Genomic DNA, 21047 nt, shown 5'->3' with positions numbered 1-21047 from the left:
CCACCGGCTGTCGTGGCCACCTCACCACCACGAGGCTTTTGTGGATACAGGGAGACCGAGTAGCCAGCTACCCTATCGAGCTTGTCTGGGCGCGGCCACGATTGTTGGCAAGCCGCAATTCGGACGGAACGACATGGGTGACGTTAGTGGCGGAATGGCTCAAATCGCTGATCATCGCGGTGGAGGTGCGGGTCGGTCGCGAATGAGGGTCTTCGCCACCGGCGCGACCGGATTAGTTGGCGCTCACACCGTACTGGCGCTGCTCGATGCGGGCCACGAGATGCGCTTGCTGGTACGCGACGAACCAAGGGCGCGGCGCTGGTTCGAGTCTCGCTGTCGGCACATCGAGCGCTCCGTCACCGTCGACATCACCGACCAGGCGGCGGTGCAGCACGCGATGGCGGGCTGCACCGCCATGTTTCACGCCGCGGCGACGGTGTCGCTGGACCCCCGCAAAGCCCGGGAAACGTACGACATCAACGCCGGCGCGACGAGGGCGGTGCTTGGCGCCGGACACGCGCTCGGCATCGGTAATCTGCTGTATGTCTCCAGCGTCGCCGCGCTGTTTCACCTGGGGGCCCCGCGCGTCGACGAATCGACGCCGCTCGCCGACGCTACCGAGCCATACTCGCGGTCCAAGCGTGACAGCGAGGAGCATGCCCGGGCGCTGCAGCAGCGGGGCGTACCGGTGCAGATCACCTATCCAATCGCCGGCGGCGGGCCAGATGATCCTAAGCTCAGTGCGGCCAACCGTGCGCTGGCAACGTTCGTCGGTCAAGTGCTGCCGCGTAGCACAACGGGTTTTCAGTGTGTCGATGTGCGCGACCTGGCTCATGCGCACCGATGGCTCTTAGAACATCCGCCCACACGCGATTTCGCGGATGCGCGCTACATCGTCGGCGGGCATTTCTATGCGTGGGAAGAACTTCGTCGGCGCCTCGAAGCGCTCCTTGGGCGGCGCATCTTCAGTCCACGGGTCTCGCCGAGACTAATGCGGGCGATGGGCACGACCGCGGATTATGCCAAGAAGCTGGTGACGTTTGAGACGCAGATCTCCGCCGAGTCGATGGCGATCAACACACTGTGGCCACCCGCGGACTCGAGCCGCTTCGTGGCGAAGTCGGGTTTGTGCTTCCGACCGGGCGAAGCGACTTTCGGCGACACGATTCGCTGGATGGTCGAAGCCGGGCACATCCCGGTCAAGAAGGCGGGCCGACTGGTTGGTCTCGACGTCACGTCCGTTAAGGATAGGCACGGAGCCCGATGAAGTTTTCCTTTGCGATGCCAAATACGGTCCGCGTCAAAGCATTGACGCAGCCTTTCGAGCTCGACGTGACCGGTGCGGATCAGATCGTCATGGCCAAACGTGCCGAGGAGCTCGGGTACGACATGATCCCGATCCCGGAGCACTTCATCGTCCCGAACGCACACGTGGAGCTGTCGGGACCGCACTACTTTCACTCGACGGTCGCGCAAGCGTTCATAGCCGGCGCCACGCAACGTATCCGGGTCAACTCGTGCGTCACGCTGCTTCCGCTACAGCACCCCGTCATCATGGCCAAGGCGTTGTCGACGGCGGATTGGATGAGCGGCGGTCGTATCACCGTCACGTTCGGCGTCGGTTGGGACGCAGAGGAATTCAAGATTCTCGGTGTGCCTTTCCGCGAGCGCGGACGCATGGCCGACGAATACCTTGCCTCCATCGTTGAACTGTGGACGAGCGATTGGCCCGAATTCCACGGCAAGTACGTATCGTTCAAAGACGTTGCGTTCGAGCCAAAGCCGGTTCAGAAGCCGCATCTGCCGATCTGGATCGGCGGGGACGCCGAGCCGATGCTCAAGCGCGCAGCCCGATACGCATCGGGTTGGTTCCCGTGGCTGACAAGCCCTGCGGACATTCCCGCGAAGCTCGACTTCATCAAGTCCCAGCCAACCTACGACGGCCGGCCGTTCGAAGTGCTGTATGGCCTGGGCAGCTCGCGAGTCGGAGAAGGACACGTGGTCATCGACGACCCCACCCAACTGCCCGGCATGAGCGCAGAGGAAATCATCGACCAGCTCGGCTGGTTCGCCGAGCTGGGAGTAACGATGACCGGGGTGCCGATCCCGCCGGTCAAGGACATCAATGCTTACCTCGACTACGCGCAGTGGGTCATCGAGGAAATCAAACCAAAGGTGCCGTAATGGAAGACAAGTCGGTTCACCGCCGAGAAATGGAAACGGGGCAGTGAACACCTACACGAATCGTGCCTATACCGTCCGCTCGGCCAGGTGCCGGTCGCCACGGTTCATCCGAAGAGGGCGTCGGAGTAGCGAGAGGACGTTTGTTATGGATGACTGAGTACGGTCGCGCGTTTGCGTTCGCCGCGACGCGGTTGCGCGTAAGCGATCGCTACTTCGACTCGACAGGGACACCCCTCCGCCCATGCGGCTTGAAACTCGTGAGACGGGTTTGTCCATCGCACGGTCCCGGGGCGTGAGAAATTTTGCGAAGCCGGGATTCTCATGGATTTTTACGCGGTCGTTGATCAGGTTTTCGACTTACTTTGCAGTCGAGGCCGAGTTTCCTACCGCGCGCTCAAGCGCCAGTTCGATCTCGACGATGGTGATCTCGACGCGCTCAAGGAGGAGCTGCTCTACGCACACTCCGACGCCGTGACGGAGGATGGACTCGGTTTGGCCTGGGCCAGTCCGCCCGGGATGAGGACCAAAATCACTCAGCCAGAAAGTGCTTCGGCACAATCCGCAGAACGTCGGCATCTGACGGTACTGTTCTGTGACCTCGTTGACTCCACTCCGCTCGCCGGCCGGCTGGACCCCGAGGACTTCAGCGAAGTGGTGCAAATCTATCAAGACACATGCGAAAAGGTGATCGCCCGCTATGACGGGCATATCGGCGCATTTCTCGGCGATGGCCTGCTTGTCTATTTCGGCTTCCCCCGAGCCCATGAGGACGACGCGCACCGAGCCGTTCGCGCCGGCTTGGGAATCGTGGAGGCCATAGCGCAGCTCAACACGGGTCTGGTCGACAAGCGCGGGTTGTCACTCGGTGTTCGCTTGGGGTGCCATACCGGGCTGGTCGTGGTGGGCGCGCTCGGGGGCGACGCGCGCCGCGAAGAGCTGGCGTTGGGCGAGACACCCAATATTGCCGCCCGCCTGCAAGGGGTTGCCGCACCAAACACGCTGGTAATCAGCGCGGTGACCCATCAGCTTCTGGGAGGGCTGTTTGCCTGTGAACCGTTAGGAACTCCGGCGCTCAAAGGCGTCGCACAACCGCTGCAGGTGTACCGGGTGCTGTCGGAGAGCAGCGCCCGCACGCGCCTGGAAGCGCTCGGCATCGGCGGTTTGACCCCCCTCGTCGGGCGCGAACGCGAAGTGGCGCTGCTGCAAGACCGGTGGACCCAGGTACTCGACGGGCAAGGGCAAGTAGTGCTGCTGAGTGGCGAGGCCGGGATCGGCAAGTCCCGACTGGTGCGGGCGCTCACCGAAATTGCCGCCCAAGGCGACGCGTGGCTCATCCCAGGCCAGAGTTCGCCGTACCATCAACACTCGGCGCTGTATCCGGTGATCGACCTGCTCGAGCGCATCGTGCTGCGGTTCGAACGTCAGGAGTCGCCGGAGCAGAAACTGCGCAAGCTGGAAGGGTTTCTGGTCCAAAACGGTCGGCCCTTGGCGGAGACCGTGCCGCTGTTCGCCTCCCTACTGTCCATTCCGCTGACTGATGACTACACGTCGGTCGACATCTCCCCGGAACAGCAGAAGCAACGGACGTTGCGTGCGCTGATCGATGTTGTGATGCAGCGAGCAGCTCAGCAACCGGTCTTATTCGTCATCGAGGACCTGCATTGGTTTGATCCCACTACGCTGGAACTGCTCGGCCTTCTCGTCGAGGAGCTTCCCGCCGCCCCCGTGATGGCTCTCCTCACCTACCGCCCTGACTTCACGCCGCCATGGCCGGCACGCTCAAGTGTCACCGAGCTGACTCTTTCTCGCCTGCCGCCCGATGAGGTGCTCGTGTTGATTGGCCACGTGACGCACGGCAAGCGATTGCCGGCGGAGGTTGTGCGGCAGGTGGTCGCCAAGACCGACGGCGTACCGCTGTTCGTTGAAGAGCTCACCAAGATGGTCCTCGAATCCGGTCTCTTGCGGGAGGAAGAAGACCGGTATGCGCTGACGAGCCGACTACCGCCGCTGGCGATTCCCAGCACGCTGCACGACTCGCTGATGGCACGCTTGGACCGCTTATCAGCGGTCAGGGGTCTGGCCCAGCTGTGTGCCACCCTGGGGCGCGAATTCACGTATCCGCTGCTGAAAGCAGTCACCTCGTGGGACGACGGCCCATTGAAACAGGGACTGCAGCAGCTGGTAAAAGCCGAGTTTCTCTACCAACAGGGTTTGCCGCCACAAGCGACCTACCGCTTCAAACACGCCCTTATCCAGGACACAGCCTACGAGTCACTGTTGAAGAGCACCCGTCAGCGCCATCACCTGCATCGCCGAAGTACTCGAATCGCGGTTCCGTGAGACCGTCGCAACGGAGCCCGAACTACTGGCCCACCACTACGGCGAAGCCGGCTTGACCGCAAAGGCCGTCCCGTACTGGCAAGCCGCGGGGCAGCGAGCACTTCAGCGCTCCGCCAACCTGGAGGCAATTGCCCACGTGACGCGCGGCTTGGACATCTTGGGCACCATGCCTGAGACCCCGGAACGTGCGCAACAGGAGCTCGGCTTGCAGATCATGCTGGGCGCTGCGCTGGGCGCCACGCAGGGCCAACAGGCCGTGGGTCACATCTACACCCGGGCCTGTGAGCTGGCCCGTCAAGGGGGCAGCACACCGGAACTGTTCGCTGCTCTGTGGGGGCTCTGGTATGCGCATATCGCGCAGGGCCAGATGCCGACGGCACGGGCTCTGGCCGCGGATTACCTCGAGCTGGCGCGCCGGCAGCGAGACCCGCTCGTACTTGCGGCGGGCCATCGGATGCTGGCCAATACCGCGTGGTGGCAGGGCACCTTGAAAGACGCCCGAGACCACAGCCGTGAAGGCCTGGCTATTTATAATCCTGAGCAGCATCGTGCGAGCCTGGTCCGCTATGGGCAGGACTCTGGGGTCTGCTGCGGTTGGATCCAAGCCCTCACCAAGTGGGTTCTAGGCTATCCGGACCAAGCCGTGCACAGCATGGACGAAACACTGGCACGCGCCCGCGCACTAGCGCATCCCTTCAGCGAGGCACAGACACTTCTGTTTTCCGCCCATCTGTATCAGTTGCTCCGAGAACCTCAGGCTGCGCGGGCCCGCGCTGAGGAGGCGTTGGCGCTATGTATCGAGCACGGCTTCGAGGCATATCGCACCTGGTGCCTGCTCCCCCGGGGCTGGGCTGAGGCACAACAGGGACGTGCGATAGAAGGTGTCGCAGACATACACGAGGCGTTGGATGCGCGGCACGCAACCGGAGCTAAGGCCGTCTTACCGTGGTTCTACACCGTGCTGGGCGAGGCCTACGGACAAGCCGGAAATGTCGACGATGGCCTGCGTGCCGTAGAAGAGGCGCTTGGGTGGGTGAAGCACAATGACGAGCACCTTTACGAGGCCGAGGCGTTTCGGCAGAAGGGTCAGCTACTACTCGAACAGGGCGCTGCGAACGCCGCCGAGGCGGAAGAATGCTTTCGGCGGGCCATGAACATTGCGCACCGTCAGCAGGCGAGGTCCTGGGAGCTACGAGCGGCAATGAGCATCACCCGACTCCGGTACGAGCAAGGCAACCGGCGTCGCCCGAAGGTGCTGGCGGCCGTTTACGACTGGTATTCCGAGGGGTTTGACACCGCCGACTTGCGGGATGGGAAGGCCTTGATAGCCGAAACAGAAAAGGCCGCAAAAGCACTCGGTCGAACGATCACTAACGAGGTCACGTGAGCTTCGATAACCCGAAAGGCACCCGCGGCTCTCGCCAACCGCGCGCAAGTCTCGCGATGCAGTGGTTTAACAACTGGGCCATAAGCCGAATCCGTAGAAGCGGCAAGTTCATGGGTGGCATGGACGCATTGGTGCTGACGACAGTCGGCCGCAAGACCGGAGCGCAACGCCGGACTCCAGTCGGCTATTTCCCCGGCGGGAATGACAGCTGGCTCGTCGTGGCCTCAGCGGCCGGCGCGGTAAGAAACCCGGCGTGGTACTACAACATCGCCGCACATCCCGACGAGGTTCGTATCGAGGTCGCCGGCCGCAAGGTAGCCGTAACCGCCGAGCAGCTCAGCGGCACGACGCGCGAAGATGCTTGGCGACAGATCACCGCGGCCTCGCCCCGGTTCGCGCGGTATCGACAGAAGACCGACCGCCTACTGCCGGTTATCCGCTTAGTACCCCGCGTCGGCTGACCTAGATGGGCTGGTCTCGGATGCGCGATGACCTGACCAAAGGCGGTCCAATAGATCAGGCCGACGAAATGTGTGGCTGACCGTGGTTCGACATCTGTTCGTCGACTCCCGTGGGCGCCGACAGTGCCGTCGTGGATTGCCTCGTGGTGAGAGTGCAGCCACCACACGCTGAGCTCTACTGAAGGGCAACCCGCAGCCCACCTCGAACAGGCGGGACCCCCACCTTGGACGTCGCGGAGCCAGCCGAAATCAACTAGCCCGCAAGATGATTGGCGCCGCGCAACCATTACGGGGCCAACGCCCAGACTGCGTGAGGTCGCCCGTGATGGTGACACGGCCGCCGAGTAACAGGGCGGCGATCGGTTTCGGGGCTTCGTGGAAGCGTGGTAGACCATTATCCGGGTGCGCTGCGCATATGGGGACGTCGACAAGACGCAGCGGCCCGCACCGGTGAAAGGAGCGCAGCCCATGTATGCCGGTGTGGCCTCGACGCTGCTGGTATCCCTAGCGGGCGTTGCCGCGGCATATGGGATGCATCGGCTCACGGCGGTGTGGGCGGACGCGTTGACTTCGCTTCCCTTCCAGTCGGGGTGGCGGCCCGAGGAGCACGCGCTGTCCCGGTATCACGTGCGCTGGTATCCAGCGACACTGATCTTTCTCGCTTTCGATGTCGAGATGTTGTTCATGTACCCATGGGCCATCGTGGTCACACAGATGGGCACCACCGCTATCGTCGAGATGTTCCTATTCCTGGCCGCGTTGTTCGTCGCGGTCGCATGGGCGTGGCGGGAGGGCGCGCTGCGATGGGTATGACCGCCGCCTTAACCCGAGCTGCTACCCGCCGGGCCCACGTCCTGACCGTCGAGGTCCCAGGGAATTGGGTTCTGCGCGCAGCGGTGGAGCGCGGTCTTGCTGCGCGTAGGTGGTGTGCAGCGGTGTCCCCGGCGGACGCCGACGTCCTAGCGGTGTGCGGCATGCCCGGGTCCGAGTTGGGCGAAGCCGTCGACAGGATCTGGGACCAATTGCCCGGCCCCCGAGTCCGCATCGACATTACTGACAAGGAGTCGATCGATTCAGCGCTGGACCGCGCAGCCGCGGAGCTGCTCGATTTCGGGCAACAACGAGACGACGCCCGTGATCGCGCACAATTGCCCGACCCGGACCACACTGGTCACCACGGCGGAACGGCCCATGGCGGCATGGATCACGGCGACATGAACCACGGCGACATGGACCACAGTGACCACCACGACATGAACCACAGCGCGATGGACCACAGTGACCACCACGACATGAACCACGGCGACATGGACCACAGTGACCACCACGACATGAACCACGGCGACATGGACCACAGTGGACATCACGGCATGGACCACGGCGACATGGAGATGGCGCCTGCCGGCATTGCTTTGGCCGAAGGCGGAGAGGACCGCGACGGCCTCGAGATGGATGTCCTGCACTTGCGTCTCGGCCCGGTCCTCCCCCACTGGCCGGCGGGATTGGTATTGCGGTGCTCATTGCAGGGAGACGTCCTCGCCGAGGCCGAGGCATGGATCGTCGATAACGACCATGAAAGCGGATATAAGGCCCCGCCGGAACACACCGAATTGGTGGCGGCTGCCCAACAGTGCGACCACGTCGTCGATCTGCTCGAGCTGTCGGGGTGGCCGCGGGCGGCGGCCGTAGCGCGGCAGGCGAGGGACCTGTTGTTGGGCGACTCTGACGTCGACCGAGCGCGGGAGCTGCTTGACAGCCTGCACAAGATGCTCGGCAAGTCCAGGTTGCTGCGCTGGTCGTTACGTGACCTCGCGCCGCTGACATCTGAAAGTCTCGACCGTCATGAGCTGCCCGCGGCACTTGCCGGCGATACCTACGACCGGCTACTCACCCGAGTCGGTCTAGCGCGCACTCTCCTGCGAGAACCCTTAAGGTCCAGTCTATTTGAACTTGACTCGACAAAGATAAGCGATGCGCTACCGGCCCTGGTGCGCGGCCTGGACGTAGCCACTGCCCGCCTGGTAGTCGCCAGTCTCGGCATCGACACCGCGCGCGCAAACGAGAGCATCCCTCATGGGTGACCCGACGGTTACGACGGTGCCAGGCGTCTGGGCGCTCGGCGCCGCCGGGTTGCTCGGAGCACTCGGCCTCTATGCCGCCTCCCTCGATGGTGTGCTGACCGACCGCGGCAACGGTGTCCGCACGGGCGGAGCGGCCACCCCGCTGTGGGAGGTGGCGCGTCTGATGCGGCAGCGTCGGCGCACCATCGTCGCGGCGGACACGCTGCTGTGGCGGGTCGGCGCTACGGGTCTGATCGTCGCCGCCATGTTGATGGTGACCGTGGTGCCGCTGGGCCGGTGGACGCTGTTCGATCTCGATGTGGGCGTCGTGTGGTTCAACGCGATGGACGTGATGGTGTGGGCGCTGGTGTGGCTCGCCGGTTGGGGTCCGAATTCGGCGCATTCGCTGATCGGCGGCTACCGATTCCTGGCCCACGGCTTGGGCTATGAGCTCCCGCTCATGTTCGCGCTGGTCGCTCCGGCCATTGCGGCCCAGAGCCTGCGTGTCGGCGCGGTCGCCGCGGCCCAGCAGCAATTGTGGTTCGCCGTGTGGATGCCGATCGCGTTTGTCGTCTATTGTCTTGGGGTAGCAGCCTTTTCGGTATGGGGCCCGTTCACGCCGGCGCTTGGCGCCGACGTCGCCGGCGGCGTGACCACGGAACTCTCCGGTGTGGACCGGCTAGTGTTCCACGCCGGGCGGTACGCGCTGCTGGCGTCCGGTGCCGCGTTCGCCGTGCCGATGTTCCTCGGCGGCGGCGACGGACCGTTGCTACCGCCTTGGTTGTGGGTGTTGCTCAAAACCGTTGCGCTGCTGACGGTTTTGGTATGGCTGCGTAGACGGGTTCCTGTCTTTCGGCCGGAGAAGTTCATGGAGCTCGGCTGGGTGGTCCTGCTGCCGGCCGTCCTCGTGCAAGACCTGGTCGTGGCCATAATCGCTACTTGGAGGAGCTGATACATGCTCGTCGATATCGTCTTCTGGATCTGCGCGGCGATCGCCGTGCTCGCCGGTGCGGCGGTCTTCCGGGTGACCTCGATGGCGCGCGCCACGTATGCGCTGGCGGTGTCGTTCGTCGCCGTGGGTGTCGCGGTGCTGCTGCTGGCGCAGAACTACATCGGCGTGGTGACGATCTTGATGATGGTGATGGAGATGGCGGTGATGGCCGTCTATATGGTCATGTTCATGGGCATGAACCCGGCGCTGATGCCGATGAGCATGGTGCACGACAGGCGCCGGGCCCTCACCGCCGCCGTGGGTACCTTCGTTCTGCTGGCGACCGGGATCCTGCTGGTCGACTGGCCATCGCGGCGCGGCGCACCACCACGCGATGTCACCGTGGCGCTCGGGGAGGAGCTGATGGGACCGAAGATGCTCGCGATGGCCGTTATCAGCCCAATCATGGTGGCCACCATTGTGGCCGCGATTGTGTTGGCGGCCAAGCGGAGCCGTTACGACCGGTTCGGCGATGACTTGAAACACCGTCCCGCCCGCGACCCGCAGCCGGGAGGTGTCGGGCGATGACCCTCGACACGGTGCTGCTGGTGGCGGCCGCGTTGTTCAGCGTCGGACTCTACGGTGCGCTCTCCCAGCAGGTCGTGGTGATGGTGATGATGGGTCTCGAGTTGATGATCAACGCGATCATCCTTGCCGCCGCGGGCTTTTGGTGGTTCCTCGCGCCGGCGCCCACCGGCCAGGTTTTGCTGCTGGTGATCATCGCGGCGATGACCGTGGAGATGGCGATGGGCTTCGCCGTCGCGACGCTGCTACACCGCGACCACCGGGCCGACATGACCGACATGGCCTCCGAGCTGTCCGGTTGACCGTGGCAGGGGGCACACCAGCGCAGCTTTGGTTGTGGTTGCTGATGCTCGCGCCGGCCGTGGCCGGCGCGATGTTACTGCTGGGCCGCCGGTTCGAGCGGTACGCTGCGGCGATCTCGGTGACCACAGCGGCTGTCATGCTGGTGCTGTCGATAGTCGTGAGCTTCGCCCGCCCGGAACTGGCCGTGGCGTTCATGGCCGGCACGGAATTCGCGTTGCGGATAGATGCGCTGGCCGCGGTGGTAGTTCCGATGGTGGCGGCGGTGACGCTGCTGGTGTTGGTGTTCGCCGCCGGAGACATCCGGGAAGCGCCGGGCCGCTTCCACGGGTTGATGCTGTTGTTCGCCGCCGCCGTCGTCGTGACGGCGACGGCAGCGACGTTGCCGGCACTGCTGTTGGCGTGGGAGGTGATGGGGGCGGCGTCGTATGCGCTGATCGGGTTCAGGTGGCGCGATGAGTATCGGATGTCTGCCGGGCTCACCGCCTTCCTGACCACCCGCACCGCCGACCTCGGCCTCTATCTGGCCGCGGCGGCTGCGCTTGCCGGTGGCACGGGGCTGGCGCTCGCCGACCTACCCGGCGCGAGCGGTGGCTGGCGGCACGTCATCGCGTTCGGGGTACTGGTCGCGGCCCTCGGAAAGGCCGCGCAGCTGCCGTTCTCATTCTGGCTGTCGCGGGCCATGGAGGGTCCCAGCGCGGTCAGCGCGCTACTGCACTCGGCCGCGATGGTCGCGATGGGCGCCTACCTGCTGCTGCGGACGCAACCGCTTCTCGCGGCCACGGGGTGGGCCGCGCCGGCCGCGGCGTGGATGGGTGGAGGGACCGCGCTGCTGTTGGGCGCGGTCGCGGTGGCGCAGCGTGATCTCAAACAGCTGCTGGCGGCCTCGACCGCGGCGCAGCTCGGATTCGTGGTGATGGCCGCGGGGCTGGGCGCCGTCGGCGGCGGCGCCGCGCAGCTGATCGCCCACGCCTTCACCAAGGCCGGATTGTTCCTCGCGGCCGGCGCCTGGTTGTCGGTACTGGGCACCAAGCAGCTCGACGGCCTATGGGGGGTTGCCCGACGGTGGCGGCTGCTGGGCTGGTCGGCCACCGTCGGCGCCCTAACTCTGGCCGGGATTGCGCCGCTCTCTCTTTGGGCGACCAAAGACACGGTGCTGGCCGCCGCCCTGCACTACTCCCCCGCCCTCTACACCGTGGGATTGGCCGCGTCGGCTCTCTCGGCGGCTTATGCCGGAAAGGTCCTAATCGTGCTGTGGCGCACCAAAGCTACCGACAACAGCCCCGGCGTCACGCGAGATGCCTTCGGCCCCAACGCCTTCCAGCAGGCCCCTATCGTCGTCCTCGCGGTCGGCGCCGCGGCGGCGGGAGTGTTGGCGTTGCCGCCGGCCGGCCCGGCTCTTACCCGGGCGCTGCGCGGCACCGCGAGCCCACCCGCGACGGCGCTCGAGCTGCTGGCCTCGGCGGCGCTAGCGGTCATCGTCGTCGCGGCGGTGGCGCGCTGGTGGGTACCCGAGCCCCGATGGGCAGGCGGCTGGCTCGGCCTGGAGCGGGCCGCAAACCTCCTCGTCGTCCGGCCCACCTTCGGCCTCGCGCGTATCCTGGCGCGATTCGACGACCGGGTGCTCGACCGGGCCGTGGAGGCAACCGCAACGCACTCGCTACGGGCAGCACACCGTGTGGCGCACACGGACATTCGCGCGGTCGACGGTGCGGTGGAAGCGGTCGCGGGTTGGATGCGCCGGCTCGGTGAATTGGCGCGCCGACCGCAAACCGGCCAGCTGCACCAGTACTACCTCGCTGCCGTGGTGGTGCTGGCATTCGGTGTCGTGGTCCTGGTCGTAGCGAGGTGAGCGTGCTCAGTGTGATCGTTTTCCTGCCGCTAGCGGCGGCCCTGGTGTTGCTGGCGCTGCCGCGGCTTGGCGGTGCTGCGGCAAACTGGATTTGGGTTGCGGTCACAGCCGCCGATGTGGCGCTGACTGCGGTGGTGTGGGCGCTCTATCGGACGCCCCGGCCCGGTGCATTGGCGTTCGAGGAGAAGGCTCGATGGATACCCGGGGTCAACAGCAGCTACCACCTAGGGGTCGACGGGCTATCGTTGCCGCTGGTCGTCATGACGGCGGTGATCTTTCTGGCCTGTGCCCTCTACAGCCTGCGCGGCCGCGACCGGCCTAAACCGCTGGCCGCGCTGTTTTTGTTCCTGCAGACGGTGAGCCTGGGTCTGTTCGTGTCCGCCGACCTGATCCTGTTCTTCGTTTTCTTCGACTTGTCCATCGTGGCAATGTATTTCGTGATCGCCGGCTGGGGTCACGGCGACGCCGGCCGGTCGGCGCTGAAGTTTTTCCTCTACACCTTCCTGGGTTCGCTGGCGCTGCTCGTCGGTTTCATCGGCCTGTATATCGCGGCCGAGCCGCACACGTTCGACATGGTGACCCTGGCCGCCAGCACACCCCTGGGCGGCAGCCCCGTCGCCGGCGGCTTGGTTCTCGCGGCGATCCTGCTAGGACTGGCAGTCAAAACTCCCACCGTCCCGTTCCACACCTGGCTGCCGCCGGCCCACACCGATGCTCCCGCGGTCGGCTCGGCGGTGCTCGCCGGGGTGCTGCTGAAGATGGGCGCCTACGGGTTCGTGCGGATAGCAATGCCGATGCTGCCGCAGGCCTGGCGCGCGTGGGCGTGGGTGATCATCGTTGTCGGCGTGGTGTCGGTGCTCTACGGCGCGCTGGTGGCGTTGGCCCAAAACGACTTCAAGCGGATGGTCGCCTACACCTCGGTCAACCATATGGGCTACATCGTGCTCGCCGTCGGTGCGGCCGGGCTGATCGCGGGTGACACCGCACAGGCTCGCGGGGTTGCAATCACGGGCGCCGTCACCCAGATGGTCAGCCACGGTTTGATCACCGGTGCGCTGTTTCTGCTCGCCGGGGTTTTCTACGAGCGTTCGGAAAGCTACGACATGAACACCTTCGGAGGGCTCGCCGGGCCGGCCCCGAAACTGGCTTGGCTCTTCGCCGTCGGCGCATTCGCCTCCCTGGGCTTGCCGGGCTTCTCCGGCTTCATCGCCGAATTCCAGATCTTCACCGGCAGTATCGCCGCCGCACCGATCACCGTCGTCGCGCTGCCCGGCATTCTGGTCACCGCGGCGCTGTTTCTGCTCGCGCTGCAGCGCATCTTCACGGGCGAGACGCGCGGACACTCGGTGGGATTTGCCGACCTCCGTTATTCCGAAACATGTTCTGTCGGAATGCTTCTCGCTTTATCAGTCGTTATAGGCGTGTTGCCACGGCCGTTGCTCGACCTGATCGAGCCGGCCGCTCACGCCCTCGTCGGACTCGTGGGCCGGTAGCCGGCCGTGGAGACCGGGATGCGGCCATTGCTCATGCTGCCCGAGATGCTGGTGTTCGGCGGCGGGCTGGTGGTGCTGATCAGCGGATCGTTTCTGGCCCGGCGCCAGCAGTGGTGGACCCGGGGTGTCGCCGTCGCCGCGCTGTGCGGTGCCATCGCCATCGCTGCGGTCGGGATGACCGGTCCAGATCGGACCGCTTTTGACGGCACCTTCGCCGCCGACACCGCCACCGGCGTGGCGCGGATCGTGGTCATGGTCGGGACGCTGTTGGTGCTCGCGGTGGCCGCCGGTGAGATCGCCGGCTCGGTCCGCGAAAGCGAAACGTACGCACTGCTGCTGTTTTGCACCGCCGGAGTTCTGGTCCTGGCCGGAGCCGAAGATCTGCTCGTGCTGATAACCGGATATCTGCTGGCCGGCATTCCGCTCTATGGGCTGATCGGGCTGGTGCGCTCCGCGAAGGGCGCCGAGGCGACGATGAAGGCCTACCTGATCGGCGCACTATTCGGGATCGTCCTGATGCTCGGCGTGACCGTGCTCTACGGGGCTTCCGGCACCACGCGCTACGTCGGCCTGGCGGCCGGTCTTGGCAGCGCACCAGCAGGTGCCATCGCCGCGGGACTGCTCGGTGTCGTCGCGGGCCTGATGTTCGAAGCCGGCGGTGTGCCCGCGCATTTCTGGATTCCCGATGCGGCAGAAGGGGCAAACGGGACCGCCGCCATGTTCTTGACCACCGTGCCGAAGGTCGGGGCGCTGCTCGCGCTCTACCGCCTGGTCGATGTGCTGCCCGGAAAGACGGCCTGGCCGTTGCTGGTCGCCGTGATCGCCGTCGCCAGCATGACGCTGGGCAACCTCGCCGCGTACTGGCAACACGATCCGCGGCGACTGCTGGGCTGGTCGACGATCAGCCAGGTCGGCTACCTGCTGGTTCCGATCGCCGTCGCCGGACGCACCGGGCTCGCGCTCCCCTCGCTGCTGTTCTATCTCGCCGGCTACACGCTCACCAACAGCGCGGCATTCGCGGTGAGCACGGCGCTGCCGGACCGACGCCAGCTCGACTCCTACCGGGGTCTGGCTTACGTTCGGCCCTGGCTGGCCGGTGCGCTGGTGGTCGCGCTGCTCGGCCTGGTCGGAACTCCGCCGACGGCGGTCTTCATCGGCAAGCTCACCACGGCGACGGCGGCGTGGGACGGTAGCCAGGCATGGCTCGCCGTGGTTGTCTTTGTCAACTCCCTGATTAGTCTCTTCTACTATCTGCGCTGGATCATCCCGTCGTTCCAGCGGCCCGCCGAAGGGATGAGGGACAGCGTCGTCACGGCGGAGAAATGGTCCGCACGCACCGCAGTTGTGGCGGCGGCCCTGAGTCTGGGGCTCGGAATCGCAGCCGGTGCCGTCTGGGAAATGCTCCCCAGATCGCTGATGTAGCCGCGCTCTCAGACTAGGACCGTCGGCTTGCTGACCAGTCGGCAACCAACGGCCATCTTCCGCTTGCGACTATTCGCACAGCACCCCGATCCACCACCGGGCACATGTCGGTGCTAGGAGCTGCGACCCTCTACAACAAGCTCGCCAAGGTGAAGCTGCCAAGCCGGCACCATAGAGCCCGCGCCCGTTGAGGTCTGGGCCACGCAGACAATTCAACTGTGCCTCAACGCCGCGGACATCCGGCCCACGGCGACCCGGCTGACTCATACGAATCCGCGTCGGCCTAATACACCGGCTCCGGAAGATGTCAGAGCCGATTCGCGCAGCATGGCGCTTTCCGGCGGAGTCTACGCCGCACTAGGCGTTCGGAACCTCACACAGTGACTGCGGCGTTAGTGTCCGCCGCCACCATGTCCGCCGCCGCCGCCGTCGTGGCCGCCACCACCACCATGTCCCCCTGGACCTCCGTGGTCATAGCCTCCGTGGCCATCGTCACCGTGGCCATAGTCACCGTGGCCGGGTCCGGGGTCGTCGCAGCCAGGGTTCCAATACCCATAGCAGGGGTAAGCCGGCAAGGGTCCGAGCTGGGCTTGGGCACCGGCTGCGGGGGTGGCGCTGGCCAGTCCCAAACCAGCGGCCATGACGGCCGTCGCCAAAGCAAAACGCCTTGGCTTCACCAGTGAAAACATACGTAATGGGTACCCAAGCGACTTCGAGGGAAAACCGACGCTTGGCATAGGCCTCGGACGATCCTGCGCCAGGTTTTGGCGGGCCGGCGCATCGCGGTGACGGCATCGAGTGGCCATCATCGTCGCACACAGCCAGGCAAGGCTCCCGGCGCGGGAGTACACATATGTGCGCGGCCCCACCGCCTCGACGGTGTTCTTGCGCACAGCACCGGCAAACCCCAACGGTCCCGCAGCCTGATCGGAGGCCAGCGATGACGCCACCGGCTGCTCGCCCGGGTGCCCCACCCCAGTCGGGATCGACGTCGACACTAAGTAGAGCTGGCTCTTTCGCCCGCGGATACCACGGTTTTAAGGGTGCGCTCGGCACCCGATGCAGCCAGCGGCAGGGTGACGGTGAACGCGGCGCCTTTGCCGACGCCGTCGCTGGCCGCGGCGACGCATCCGTTGTGGGCCTCGACCAGCGCCTTGACGATGGCTAGTCCGATTCCGCCTCCGCCGTAGCCCCGGTCGTGGGTGAGATCGGCTCGATAGAACCGTTCGAACACATGGGGTAGGTGTTCGGCGGGGATGCCCTCACCGCTGTCGACGACCGAGAGCGTAAACTCACCGCCCTCCGCAGCCGCGCGGACTTCGACGCGTCCTCCCGGCGGCGTGTGGCGCAGCGCGTTGTCAAGCAGGTTGCCTAGAACCTGAGATAGCCGTTGCGAGTCCCCCCGCAGCGGGGGCAGGTTCGCAGGTAACGTGACGACCAGATCGACATGTTTGCTTCGATAGCGTTCCTGCGCGGCCGTCACGGCAGCATCGATCAGCTCGCGCACGTCGATCCAGCTAAAGGCCATCGAGAAGGCACTCTCTTCGGCTTGGGCGAGTGCAGCAGTGTCCTCGGAGAACCGCACTAGCCGGCGGGTCTGGTCGCGCAGCATCGCGGTGGTCTGCGGGGTCAGCGACCGCACCCCATCTTCGAGCGCGTCCATATAGGCATCCAGCACCGAGGCGGGGGTGCGGATCTCGTGGGCCAGGTCGCCGAACAACTGGCGCCGAGTAGCGTCGACGGTCTGTAGCCGCGCCGCCATCTGGTTGAACGAGTCAACGAGGGTGTCGAAATCCTCGTCGAGGCGGGTAGGCGAAATCCGGATGTCGTATCGGCCGCGGGCGACCTCGGTCGCAGCGGCGGCGACCTCGGTGACCGACCGTTGCAGCCGACGGCTGACATACCAACTGACCGCCAGCGCCATCAACGCGGAAATGGCAAGGGCGCCGCCGACGGCCACGGCGGTGGCCGATCTGTAGGCATGGTCGGCATGTATTTCCAGGAAAGAGTTGACGGGCACCTTCCCATGCATGTGCTTATGGAAAAGCGGCGGTCCGACGACGGCGGCAATTGCCCAGGTGGCGGCTGCACCGGCGGCGAGCACTAGTGTCTGGGCCAGCAGCAGGCGCAACCCGATGCCGGGCCGACGCAAGAACCGGCGCGGCTTCGCACCCGGTGTGGTGTTGTCACTCATTGGCCAATTCCCATCCAATATTCGACGCCGGTCACGGGCGATAATCGATCGCGGCCCAATTGCTCGTCGCCGTGTTCGCTCGACTGTGTGCGAAGGACCTTGCCGAGCCGGTCTGGACGAGGTGATCTTTCCTCCCCAAGGTCTACGCGGGGCAAACCCTTTGTCGTGATGTGAGAGGTGACTCGGTCGACTGCCCTTCTGGGTCGCAGTCTAGGCCTTTCGCCATTCCACAGGAGTCAAGTTGCGTCCAGGCAAGAAGTGCACGAAGGCGACGCACCGAAATGACCGCCTGCTAGTCGGCTGTGGCCTCGGTGCCGACGTCCCCGCTCCCTGGCTGCATAGTGCGCGGTCGGCGCAGCATCGCGAGGATGCGGGCGACGAGTTCGCGGGGCCTGAAGGGCTTGGTCACATAGTCGTCGGCGCCGACCGACAATCCGATCAGCGTGTCCGCCTCGGTGCCGCGGGCAGTCAACATCACAACATAGGCATCGGAGAAGGTGCGCAGCTGGCGGCAGGTTTCAATGCCGTCCATCCCCGGCAAGCCCAGATCAAGGACAACGACATCAGGGTGAAACGCACGGGCCAAAGTGAGCGCATCGGACCCGTCGTGAGCGATACACACTTCGAACTGCTCATGCTCGAGATAACTGGCGACCACTCCCGCCAGCGAAACTTCGTTGTCGACCACCAATGCCCGATGGCCTGCGCCGGTCACTGAAGTCTGCGGCACTGTTTCCATCCGTCCATCATGCCTGCCGCGATCATGCTGTATCAGTTTTCCGGCGCTTGAGCGATGTCGAGGGAATCTTCGCGCGTTCTGCGCTGGTGTCGCGGCGATCGTCCCCTTCGACCGGGAACCTGTCGGTGTCCTCGGATTGTCATGACCGAATTCTTACTGAGCCTGCTTCTGCCGCGCGGGCTCTCACCGCCCTGACCGCTGCGGCTCCGGTTTCTCCTCACCGGTGAGAATGACTCGCGCAATACTCTGAGGGAAGGTTGGTATCAGTGATGCGCGGTGATCTCGCCACCCTTATCACCACATCATCGCGCCGGCGCGCCGCGCCCGCGGAATCCTACGCTGACTTTGCTGATCGCGGTTAGGGTCATCGCCGCGCTGATCATTAGGGACCCGACGGGCACGTGCGGTTGCCGCTGAGCCTCGGCCATAAAGGATCCAATATCCTGGTCGCGCTTATCGACTTGCGCCCCCTGCGCAAGGATGCTTGGCGGCGCGCACTCTCAGCGCTCGCCTCGATGACGCCCCGACCGACGCGGCCGAAGTCGGTTCAAACCACTCCGTCAAGCCGTGCGTTCTTTCGCAACAAGTAGGACTTTGTAAGTTGCTGGTTCGTAGTGCACAGGTCAGGTGCGCGGTTCCGCTTTTTTGCGTCGCGGTGCTGTTACAGTCGGGTCATTGTAAGTTTCAGCGGCACCCCGACGAGTTTTCGCCTGAGGTCCACCGTTCTGGTGTTCGTCGCGGCGGTGCTACTCGTCTTGGGCGCCAGAGTCGCGCTGCCCTGCTGTGAAGTCTCCCCGGTCCATTCACATCGCTCGGTATCGGCATCTGCGGATCGTGTTTTCGCGCTCGCCAGTCACGACCATGTTCAGCATGAATCCATCTGTTCGTCGGACATGTCTGCTGCCGCGGTCTTACCGCAAATCGCGCCGCGGGCCGGTTCCGATTTCATCGCCATGGCGGGCATCGCCATTGTCGGGTGGCTGCCGGCCATGCTGTCGCCAATGATGCGGCCGTCGGCCGGTCGGCTCGCGGCTTCGTTGACGGGCAAACAGATTTTGTCCCGGTTGTGCATCACTCGTCGCTGACCGGTCATCGTCAGACCGGTGGCTCTGCTGCCATCACGGTTGGTGACTGCTGTCATTGTCGGCTGCCGCGCTGTGCCGCGGCTTTCACGCAGAAGCGACGATCACATGAATTCTGCCTTATCTCCTGAGAACAACCGACCTATAGCATCTCAGCCCGTTGCGTTGGGCACGCAGGGACGGGCGAACACGATTGTCGGCACCACGCCGGTGTTGCGGGTGTCCGCGCCGTTCAGTGAACCGGACCGCGGCTTCTGGGCCAAGCTCGAGGGACTTAATCCCGGTGGTATGAAGGACCGCCCCGCGGTGCACATGGTGGAACAAGCTCGGGCGCGCGGAGACCTGCTGCCCGGTGCGCGAATCGTCGAATCCACCAGCGGCACCATGGGCTTGGGTTTGGCGCTGGCCGGGACCGTGTACGGGCATCCGGTCACCGTGGTCACCGATCCCGGCATGGAGCCGATCATCGAGCGCATGCTCACTGCCTACGGCGCCCACCTCGATCTGGTCGCCGAGCCTGATCCGGTCGGTGGGTGGCAGCAGGCGCGCAAGGACAGGGTCGCCGAGCTGTTGGCCGAAGATCCGCATACCTGGTATCCCGACCAGTACAACAACCCCGACAACGTGGACGCTTACCGACCGCTGGCCTTAGAGTTGATTTCCCAACTTGGAAATATTGACGTACTGGTGTGCTCGGTGGGAACCGGTGGACATTCGGCGGGGGTGGCGCGGGTGCTGCGCGAATACAACCCTGACCTGAAGCTGATCGGCGTGGATACCATCGGCTCCACCATCTTCGGGCAACCAGCCGCCCCCCGACTGATGCGCGGCCTCGGGTCAAGCATTTATCCCGGCAACGTGGACTATCCAGCCTTCAACGAAGCACACTGGGTTGCCCCTGCAGAGGCGGTATGGGCATGTCGTACCCTGGCTTCGACCCAATACGTCAGCGGCGGCTGGAGTGTGGGCGCGGTCGCACTTGTCGCGGGCTGGGCCGTCCGAACACACCCGCGCGATACCACCATCGCCGCGGTATTCCCGGACGGGCCGCAACGCTACTTCGACACCATTTATAACGATGATTACTGCCGCGAGCACGCTCTGCTCGACGTCGAGGCGCCGCGCGAACCGGCGGTCATCAGGCACCCCACCGAACGCGTCGTGCAGTCCTGGACCCGCTGCCCCGTCGTCATCGACCCGGCCGCCGGAAAGCGTTGATGGGCTTCATCGGCCAGTCCCGCAGCTTTGATCCGCCGAGCCGGATGTTGATGATCAACCAGTTCGGCATCAACGCGACGATGGAGTGGGTCGATTGGTTCAACACCGGCGTTACAGCAAGCTCGACTAGGTTTCGCCCGAGGAATACGAGGCCGCCTTCTGACATGAAAATAAGGTGACCGCAGCGTGTAGGTGTATCACCCGCTTTGGGTGAGTGGTTCGGGGGTGGTGTTGACCCCTGAAGGTGGACACCTAACTGGTGGGACTGCTGGTCCTGCGGGAAGGTTGTCCGTATGTCGGGCAACGTAAGAAGCACACCCCGGAGTTCCGGGAGCAGGCTGCCCGCCTGGTGATCGAGACCGGCCGACCGGTGGCGCATGTTGCCGCCGAGATCGGTGTCGGCGAACAGGTGTTGGGTCGTTGGGTGCGCCTCGCACGAGAGGCGGCCGCAGCTGGCGATACTGACGCGGTTTTGGATGCTGATGAGCGCGCAGAGCGGGAAAACGCTGAATTACGTTTGGACCGTGCATTTTTGAAAAGGGCCGCGGCCTTCTTTGTCTCCGAACAGAACCGGTAGAGGCCTACCGGGTGGGCGCCCCGGATCCTGGCCGATCTGCGGGAGGACGGTGAGTCGCGTAAGACGGTGGCGGCGTCACTGCGCCGCCAGCACCTGGTCGGGATCAGCCCGCGTACCTTTGCGCCGGCCACAACCGTGGTTGATCTGGATGCCCCGGTTCCCAGGGACCTGGTGGGACGCCGGTTCGACACTGGGGAGCTGGACCGGGTGTGGACCTCAGAC

At 65.0% G+C, this 21047-nt stretch carries 18 protein-coding genes and 1 pseudogene; 15 read left to right on the top strand and 4 right to left on the bottom strand.

Going from position 1 to position 21047, the window contains the following annotated elements; genetic code table 11:
- Positions 1 to 202: 202 nt before the first annotated feature.
- The 13 genes from JF781_RS23515 to JF781_RS23455 all read left to right on the top strand — a co-directional run bounded on the left by JF781_RS23515 (position 203) and on the right by JF781_RS23455 (position 15015).
- Positions 203 to 1267 carry an NAD-dependent epimerase/dehydratase family protein gene (locus tag JF781_RS23515; protein WP_225329938.1) on the top strand — a complete coding sequence of 355 codons (1065 nt, stop codon included), beginning with the start codon at positions 203 to 205 and terminating at the stop codon, positions 1265 to 1267.
- Entirely contained in the window at positions 1264 to 2184 is a 921-nt protein-coding gene (locus JF781_RS23510) for a TIGR03619 family F420-dependent LLM class oxidoreductase (RefSeq protein WP_225329937.1), read from the top strand. The genes JF781_RS23515 and JF781_RS23510 overlap by 4 nt, the downstream gene beginning before the upstream one ends.
- Positions 2185 to 2505: 321 nt before the next feature.
- Positions 2506 to 4524 (top strand): AAA family ATPase, encoded by a 2019-nt coding sequence (locus JF781_RS23505; protein ID WP_225329936.1) that lies wholly within the window; start codon positions 2506 to 2508, stop codon positions 4522 to 4524.
- Positions 4525 to 4690: 166 nt separating this feature from the next.
- A complete protein-coding gene (locus tag JF781_RS23500) occupies positions 4691 to 5911 on the top strand; it encodes a hypothetical protein (protein WP_225329935.1) in 1221 nt (406 codons plus the stop codon).
- Positions 5908 to 6372 carry a nitroreductase/quinone reductase family protein gene (locus JF781_RS23495; protein ID WP_374109753.1) on the top strand — a complete coding sequence of 155 codons (465 nt, stop codon included), beginning with the start codon at positions 5908 to 5910 and terminating at the stop codon, positions 6370 to 6372. The genes JF781_RS23500 and JF781_RS23495 overlap by 4 nt, the downstream gene beginning before the upstream one ends.
- 468 nt (positions 6373 to 6840) lie before the next feature.
- Positions 6841 to 7185, top strand: coding sequence for an NADH-quinone oxidoreductase subunit A (locus tag JF781_RS23490; protein WP_225329945.1), 345 nt, complete (start codon positions 6841 to 6843; stop codon positions 7183 to 7185).
- A 161-nt stretch (positions 7186 to 7346) separates the two neighbouring features.
- Positions 7347 to 8453 (top strand): hypothetical protein, encoded by a 1107-nt coding sequence (locus JF781_RS23485; RefSeq protein ID WP_225329947.1) that lies wholly within the window; start codon positions 7347 to 7349, stop codon positions 8451 to 8453.
- The gene (locus tag JF781_RS23480; RefSeq protein WP_225329934.1) at positions 8446 to 9384 is read left to right on the top strand and encodes a complex I subunit 1 family protein; all 939 of its coding nucleotides are present in this window, start codon (positions 8446 to 8448) and stop codon (positions 9382 to 9384) included. The genes JF781_RS23485 and JF781_RS23480 overlap by 8 nt, the downstream gene beginning before the upstream one ends.
- A gap of 3 nt (positions 9385 to 9387) precedes the next feature.
- Positions 9388 to 9951 carry an NADH-quinone oxidoreductase subunit J gene (locus tag JF781_RS23475; protein WP_225329933.1) on the top strand — a complete coding sequence of 188 codons (564 nt, stop codon included), beginning with the start codon at positions 9388 to 9390 and terminating at the stop codon, positions 9949 to 9951.
- Positions 9948 to 10250, top strand: coding sequence for an NADH-quinone oxidoreductase subunit K (locus JF781_RS23470; protein WP_023870214.1), 303 nt, complete (start codon positions 9948 to 9950; stop codon positions 10248 to 10250). The genes JF781_RS23475 and JF781_RS23470 overlap by 4 nt, the downstream gene beginning before the upstream one ends.
- A 44-nt stretch (positions 10251 to 10294) precedes the next feature.
- Entirely contained in the window at positions 10295 to 12100 is a 1806-nt protein-coding gene (locus tag JF781_RS23465) for a proton-conducting transporter membrane subunit (protein WP_225329944.1), read from the top strand.
- Between the two features lie 2 nt (positions 12101 to 12102).
- Positions 12103 to 13593, top strand: coding sequence for a NuoM family protein (locus JF781_RS23460; RefSeq protein ID WP_225329943.1), 1491 nt, complete (start codon positions 12103 to 12105; stop codon positions 13591 to 13593).
- Positions 13594 to 13611: 18 nt separating this feature from the next.
- Positions 13612 to 15015, top strand: a complete 1404-nt coding sequence (locus JF781_RS23455; RefSeq protein WP_225329932.1) for an NADH-quinone oxidoreductase subunit N — start codon at positions 13612 to 13614, stop codon at positions 15013 to 15015.
- Positions 15016 to 16012: 997 nt separating this feature from the next.
- Here JF781_RS23455 and JF781_RS23450 read toward each other — a convergent pair.
- The 3 genes and pseudogenes from JF781_RS23450 to JF781_RS23440 all read right to left on the bottom strand — a co-directional run bounded on the left by JF781_RS23450 (position 16013) and on the right by JF781_RS23440 (position 19089).
- Positions 16013 to 17209 (bottom strand): cell wall metabolism sensor histidine kinase WalK, encoded by a 1197-nt coding sequence (locus tag JF781_RS23450; protein ID WP_225329931.1) that lies wholly within the window; start codon positions 17207 to 17209, stop codon positions 16013 to 16015.
- Positions 17210 to 17552: 343 nt separating this feature from the next.
- A pseudogene (locus JF781_RS23445) lies at positions 17553 to 17948 on the bottom strand (response regulator transcription factor); the annotation flags it as partial.
- Positions 17949 to 18813: 865 nt separating this feature from the next.
- Positions 18814 to 19089: a hypothetical protein gene (locus tag JF781_RS23440; RefSeq protein WP_225341312.1), complete on the bottom strand. Its 276-nt coding sequence runs from the start codon at positions 19087 to 19089 to the stop codon at positions 18814 to 18816.
- A gap of 49 nt (positions 19090 to 19138) precedes the next feature.
- Here JF781_RS23440 and JF781_RS23435 point away from each other — a divergent pair, with 49 nt between their 5' ends.
- The gene (locus JF781_RS23435; protein WP_374109751.1) at positions 19139 to 20248 is read left to right on the top strand and encodes a PLP-dependent cysteine synthase family protein; all 1110 of its coding nucleotides are present in this window, start codon (positions 19139 to 19141) and stop codon (positions 20246 to 20248) included.
- On the opposite strand, the gene JF781_RS23430 is transcribed toward JF781_RS23435, so the two are convergent.
- Positions 20220 to 20414 carry a hypothetical protein gene (locus JF781_RS23430; protein WP_225329928.1) on the bottom strand — a complete coding sequence of 65 codons (195 nt, stop codon included), beginning with the start codon at positions 20412 to 20414 and terminating at the stop codon, positions 20220 to 20222. The two genes, JF781_RS23435 and JF781_RS23430, sit on opposite strands and share 29 nt — an antisense overlap.
- A gap of 93 nt (positions 20415 to 20507) precedes the next feature.
- Between JF781_RS23430 and JF781_RS23425 the strand changes: the two genes are divergently transcribed.
- A complete protein-coding gene (locus JF781_RS23425) occupies positions 20508 to 20825 on the top strand; it encodes a transposase (protein WP_225329927.1) in 318 nt (105 codons plus the stop codon).
- Positions 20826 to 21047 lie beyond the last annotated feature (222 nt).

The organism is Mycobacterium sp. WUMAC-067, from assembly GCF_020217485.1.
GTDB lineage: Bacteria > Actinomycetota > Actinomycetes > Mycobacteriales > Mycobacteriaceae > Mycobacterium.
The sequence above is the reverse complement of the archived record's forward strand: the minus strand, read 5'-3'. Positions and strand labels throughout refer to the sequence as shown.

Coding starts and splice junctions, on each gene's coding strand:
- JF781_RS23515 (WP_225329938.1), top strand. CDS start 203: ATGAGGGTCTTCGCCACCGGCGCGACCGGATTAGTTGGCGCTCACACC.
- JF781_RS23510 (WP_225329937.1), top strand. CDS start 1,264: ATGAAGTTTTCCTTTGCGATGCCAAATACGGTCCGCGTCAAAGCATTG.
- JF781_RS23505 (WP_225329936.1), top strand. CDS start 2,506: ATGGATTTTTACGCGGTCGTTGATCAGGTTTTCGACTTACTTTGCAGT.
- JF781_RS23500 (WP_225329935.1), top strand. CDS start 4,691: ATGCCTGAGACCCCGGAACGTGCGCAACAGGAGCTCGGCTTGCAGATC.
- JF781_RS23490 (WP_225329945.1), top strand. CDS start 6,841: ATGTATGCCGGTGTGGCCTCGACGCTGCTGGTATCCCTAGCGGGCGTT.
- JF781_RS23485 (WP_225329947.1), top strand. CDS start 7,347: ATGCCCGGGTCCGAGTTGGGCGAAGCCGTCGACAGGATCTGGGACCAA.
- JF781_RS23480 (WP_225329934.1), top strand. CDS start 8,446: ATGGGTGACCCGACGGTTACGACGGTGCCAGGCGTCTGGGCGCTCGGC.
- JF781_RS23475 (WP_225329933.1), top strand. CDS start 9,388: ATGCTCGTCGATATCGTCTTCTGGATCTGCGCGGCGATCGCCGTGCTC.
- JF781_RS23470 (WP_023870214.1), top strand. CDS start 9,948: ATGACCCTCGACACGGTGCTGCTGGTGGCGGCCGCGTTGTTCAGCGTC.
- JF781_RS23465 (WP_225329944.1), top strand. CDS start 10,295: ATGCTCGCGCCGGCCGTGGCCGGCGCGATGTTACTGCTGGGCCGCCGG.
- JF781_RS23455 (WP_225329932.1), top strand. CDS start 13,612: ATGCGGCCATTGCTCATGCTGCCCGAGATGCTGGTGTTCGGCGGCGGG.
- JF781_RS23450 (WP_225329931.1), bottom strand. CDS start 17,209: ATGAGTGACAACACCACACCGGGTGCGAAGCCGCGCCGGTTCTTGCGT.
- JF781_RS23440 (WP_225341312.1), bottom strand. CDS start 19,089: ATGACAGCAGTCACCAACCGTGATGGCAGCAGAGCCACCGGTCTGACG.
- JF781_RS23435 (WP_374109751.1), top strand. CDS start 19,139: ATGAATTCTGCCTTATCTCCTGAGAACAACCGACCTATAGCATCTCAG.
- JF781_RS23430 (WP_225329928.1), bottom strand. CDS start 20,414: ATGTCAGAAGGCGGCCTCGTATTCCTCGGGCGAAACCTAGTCGAGCTT.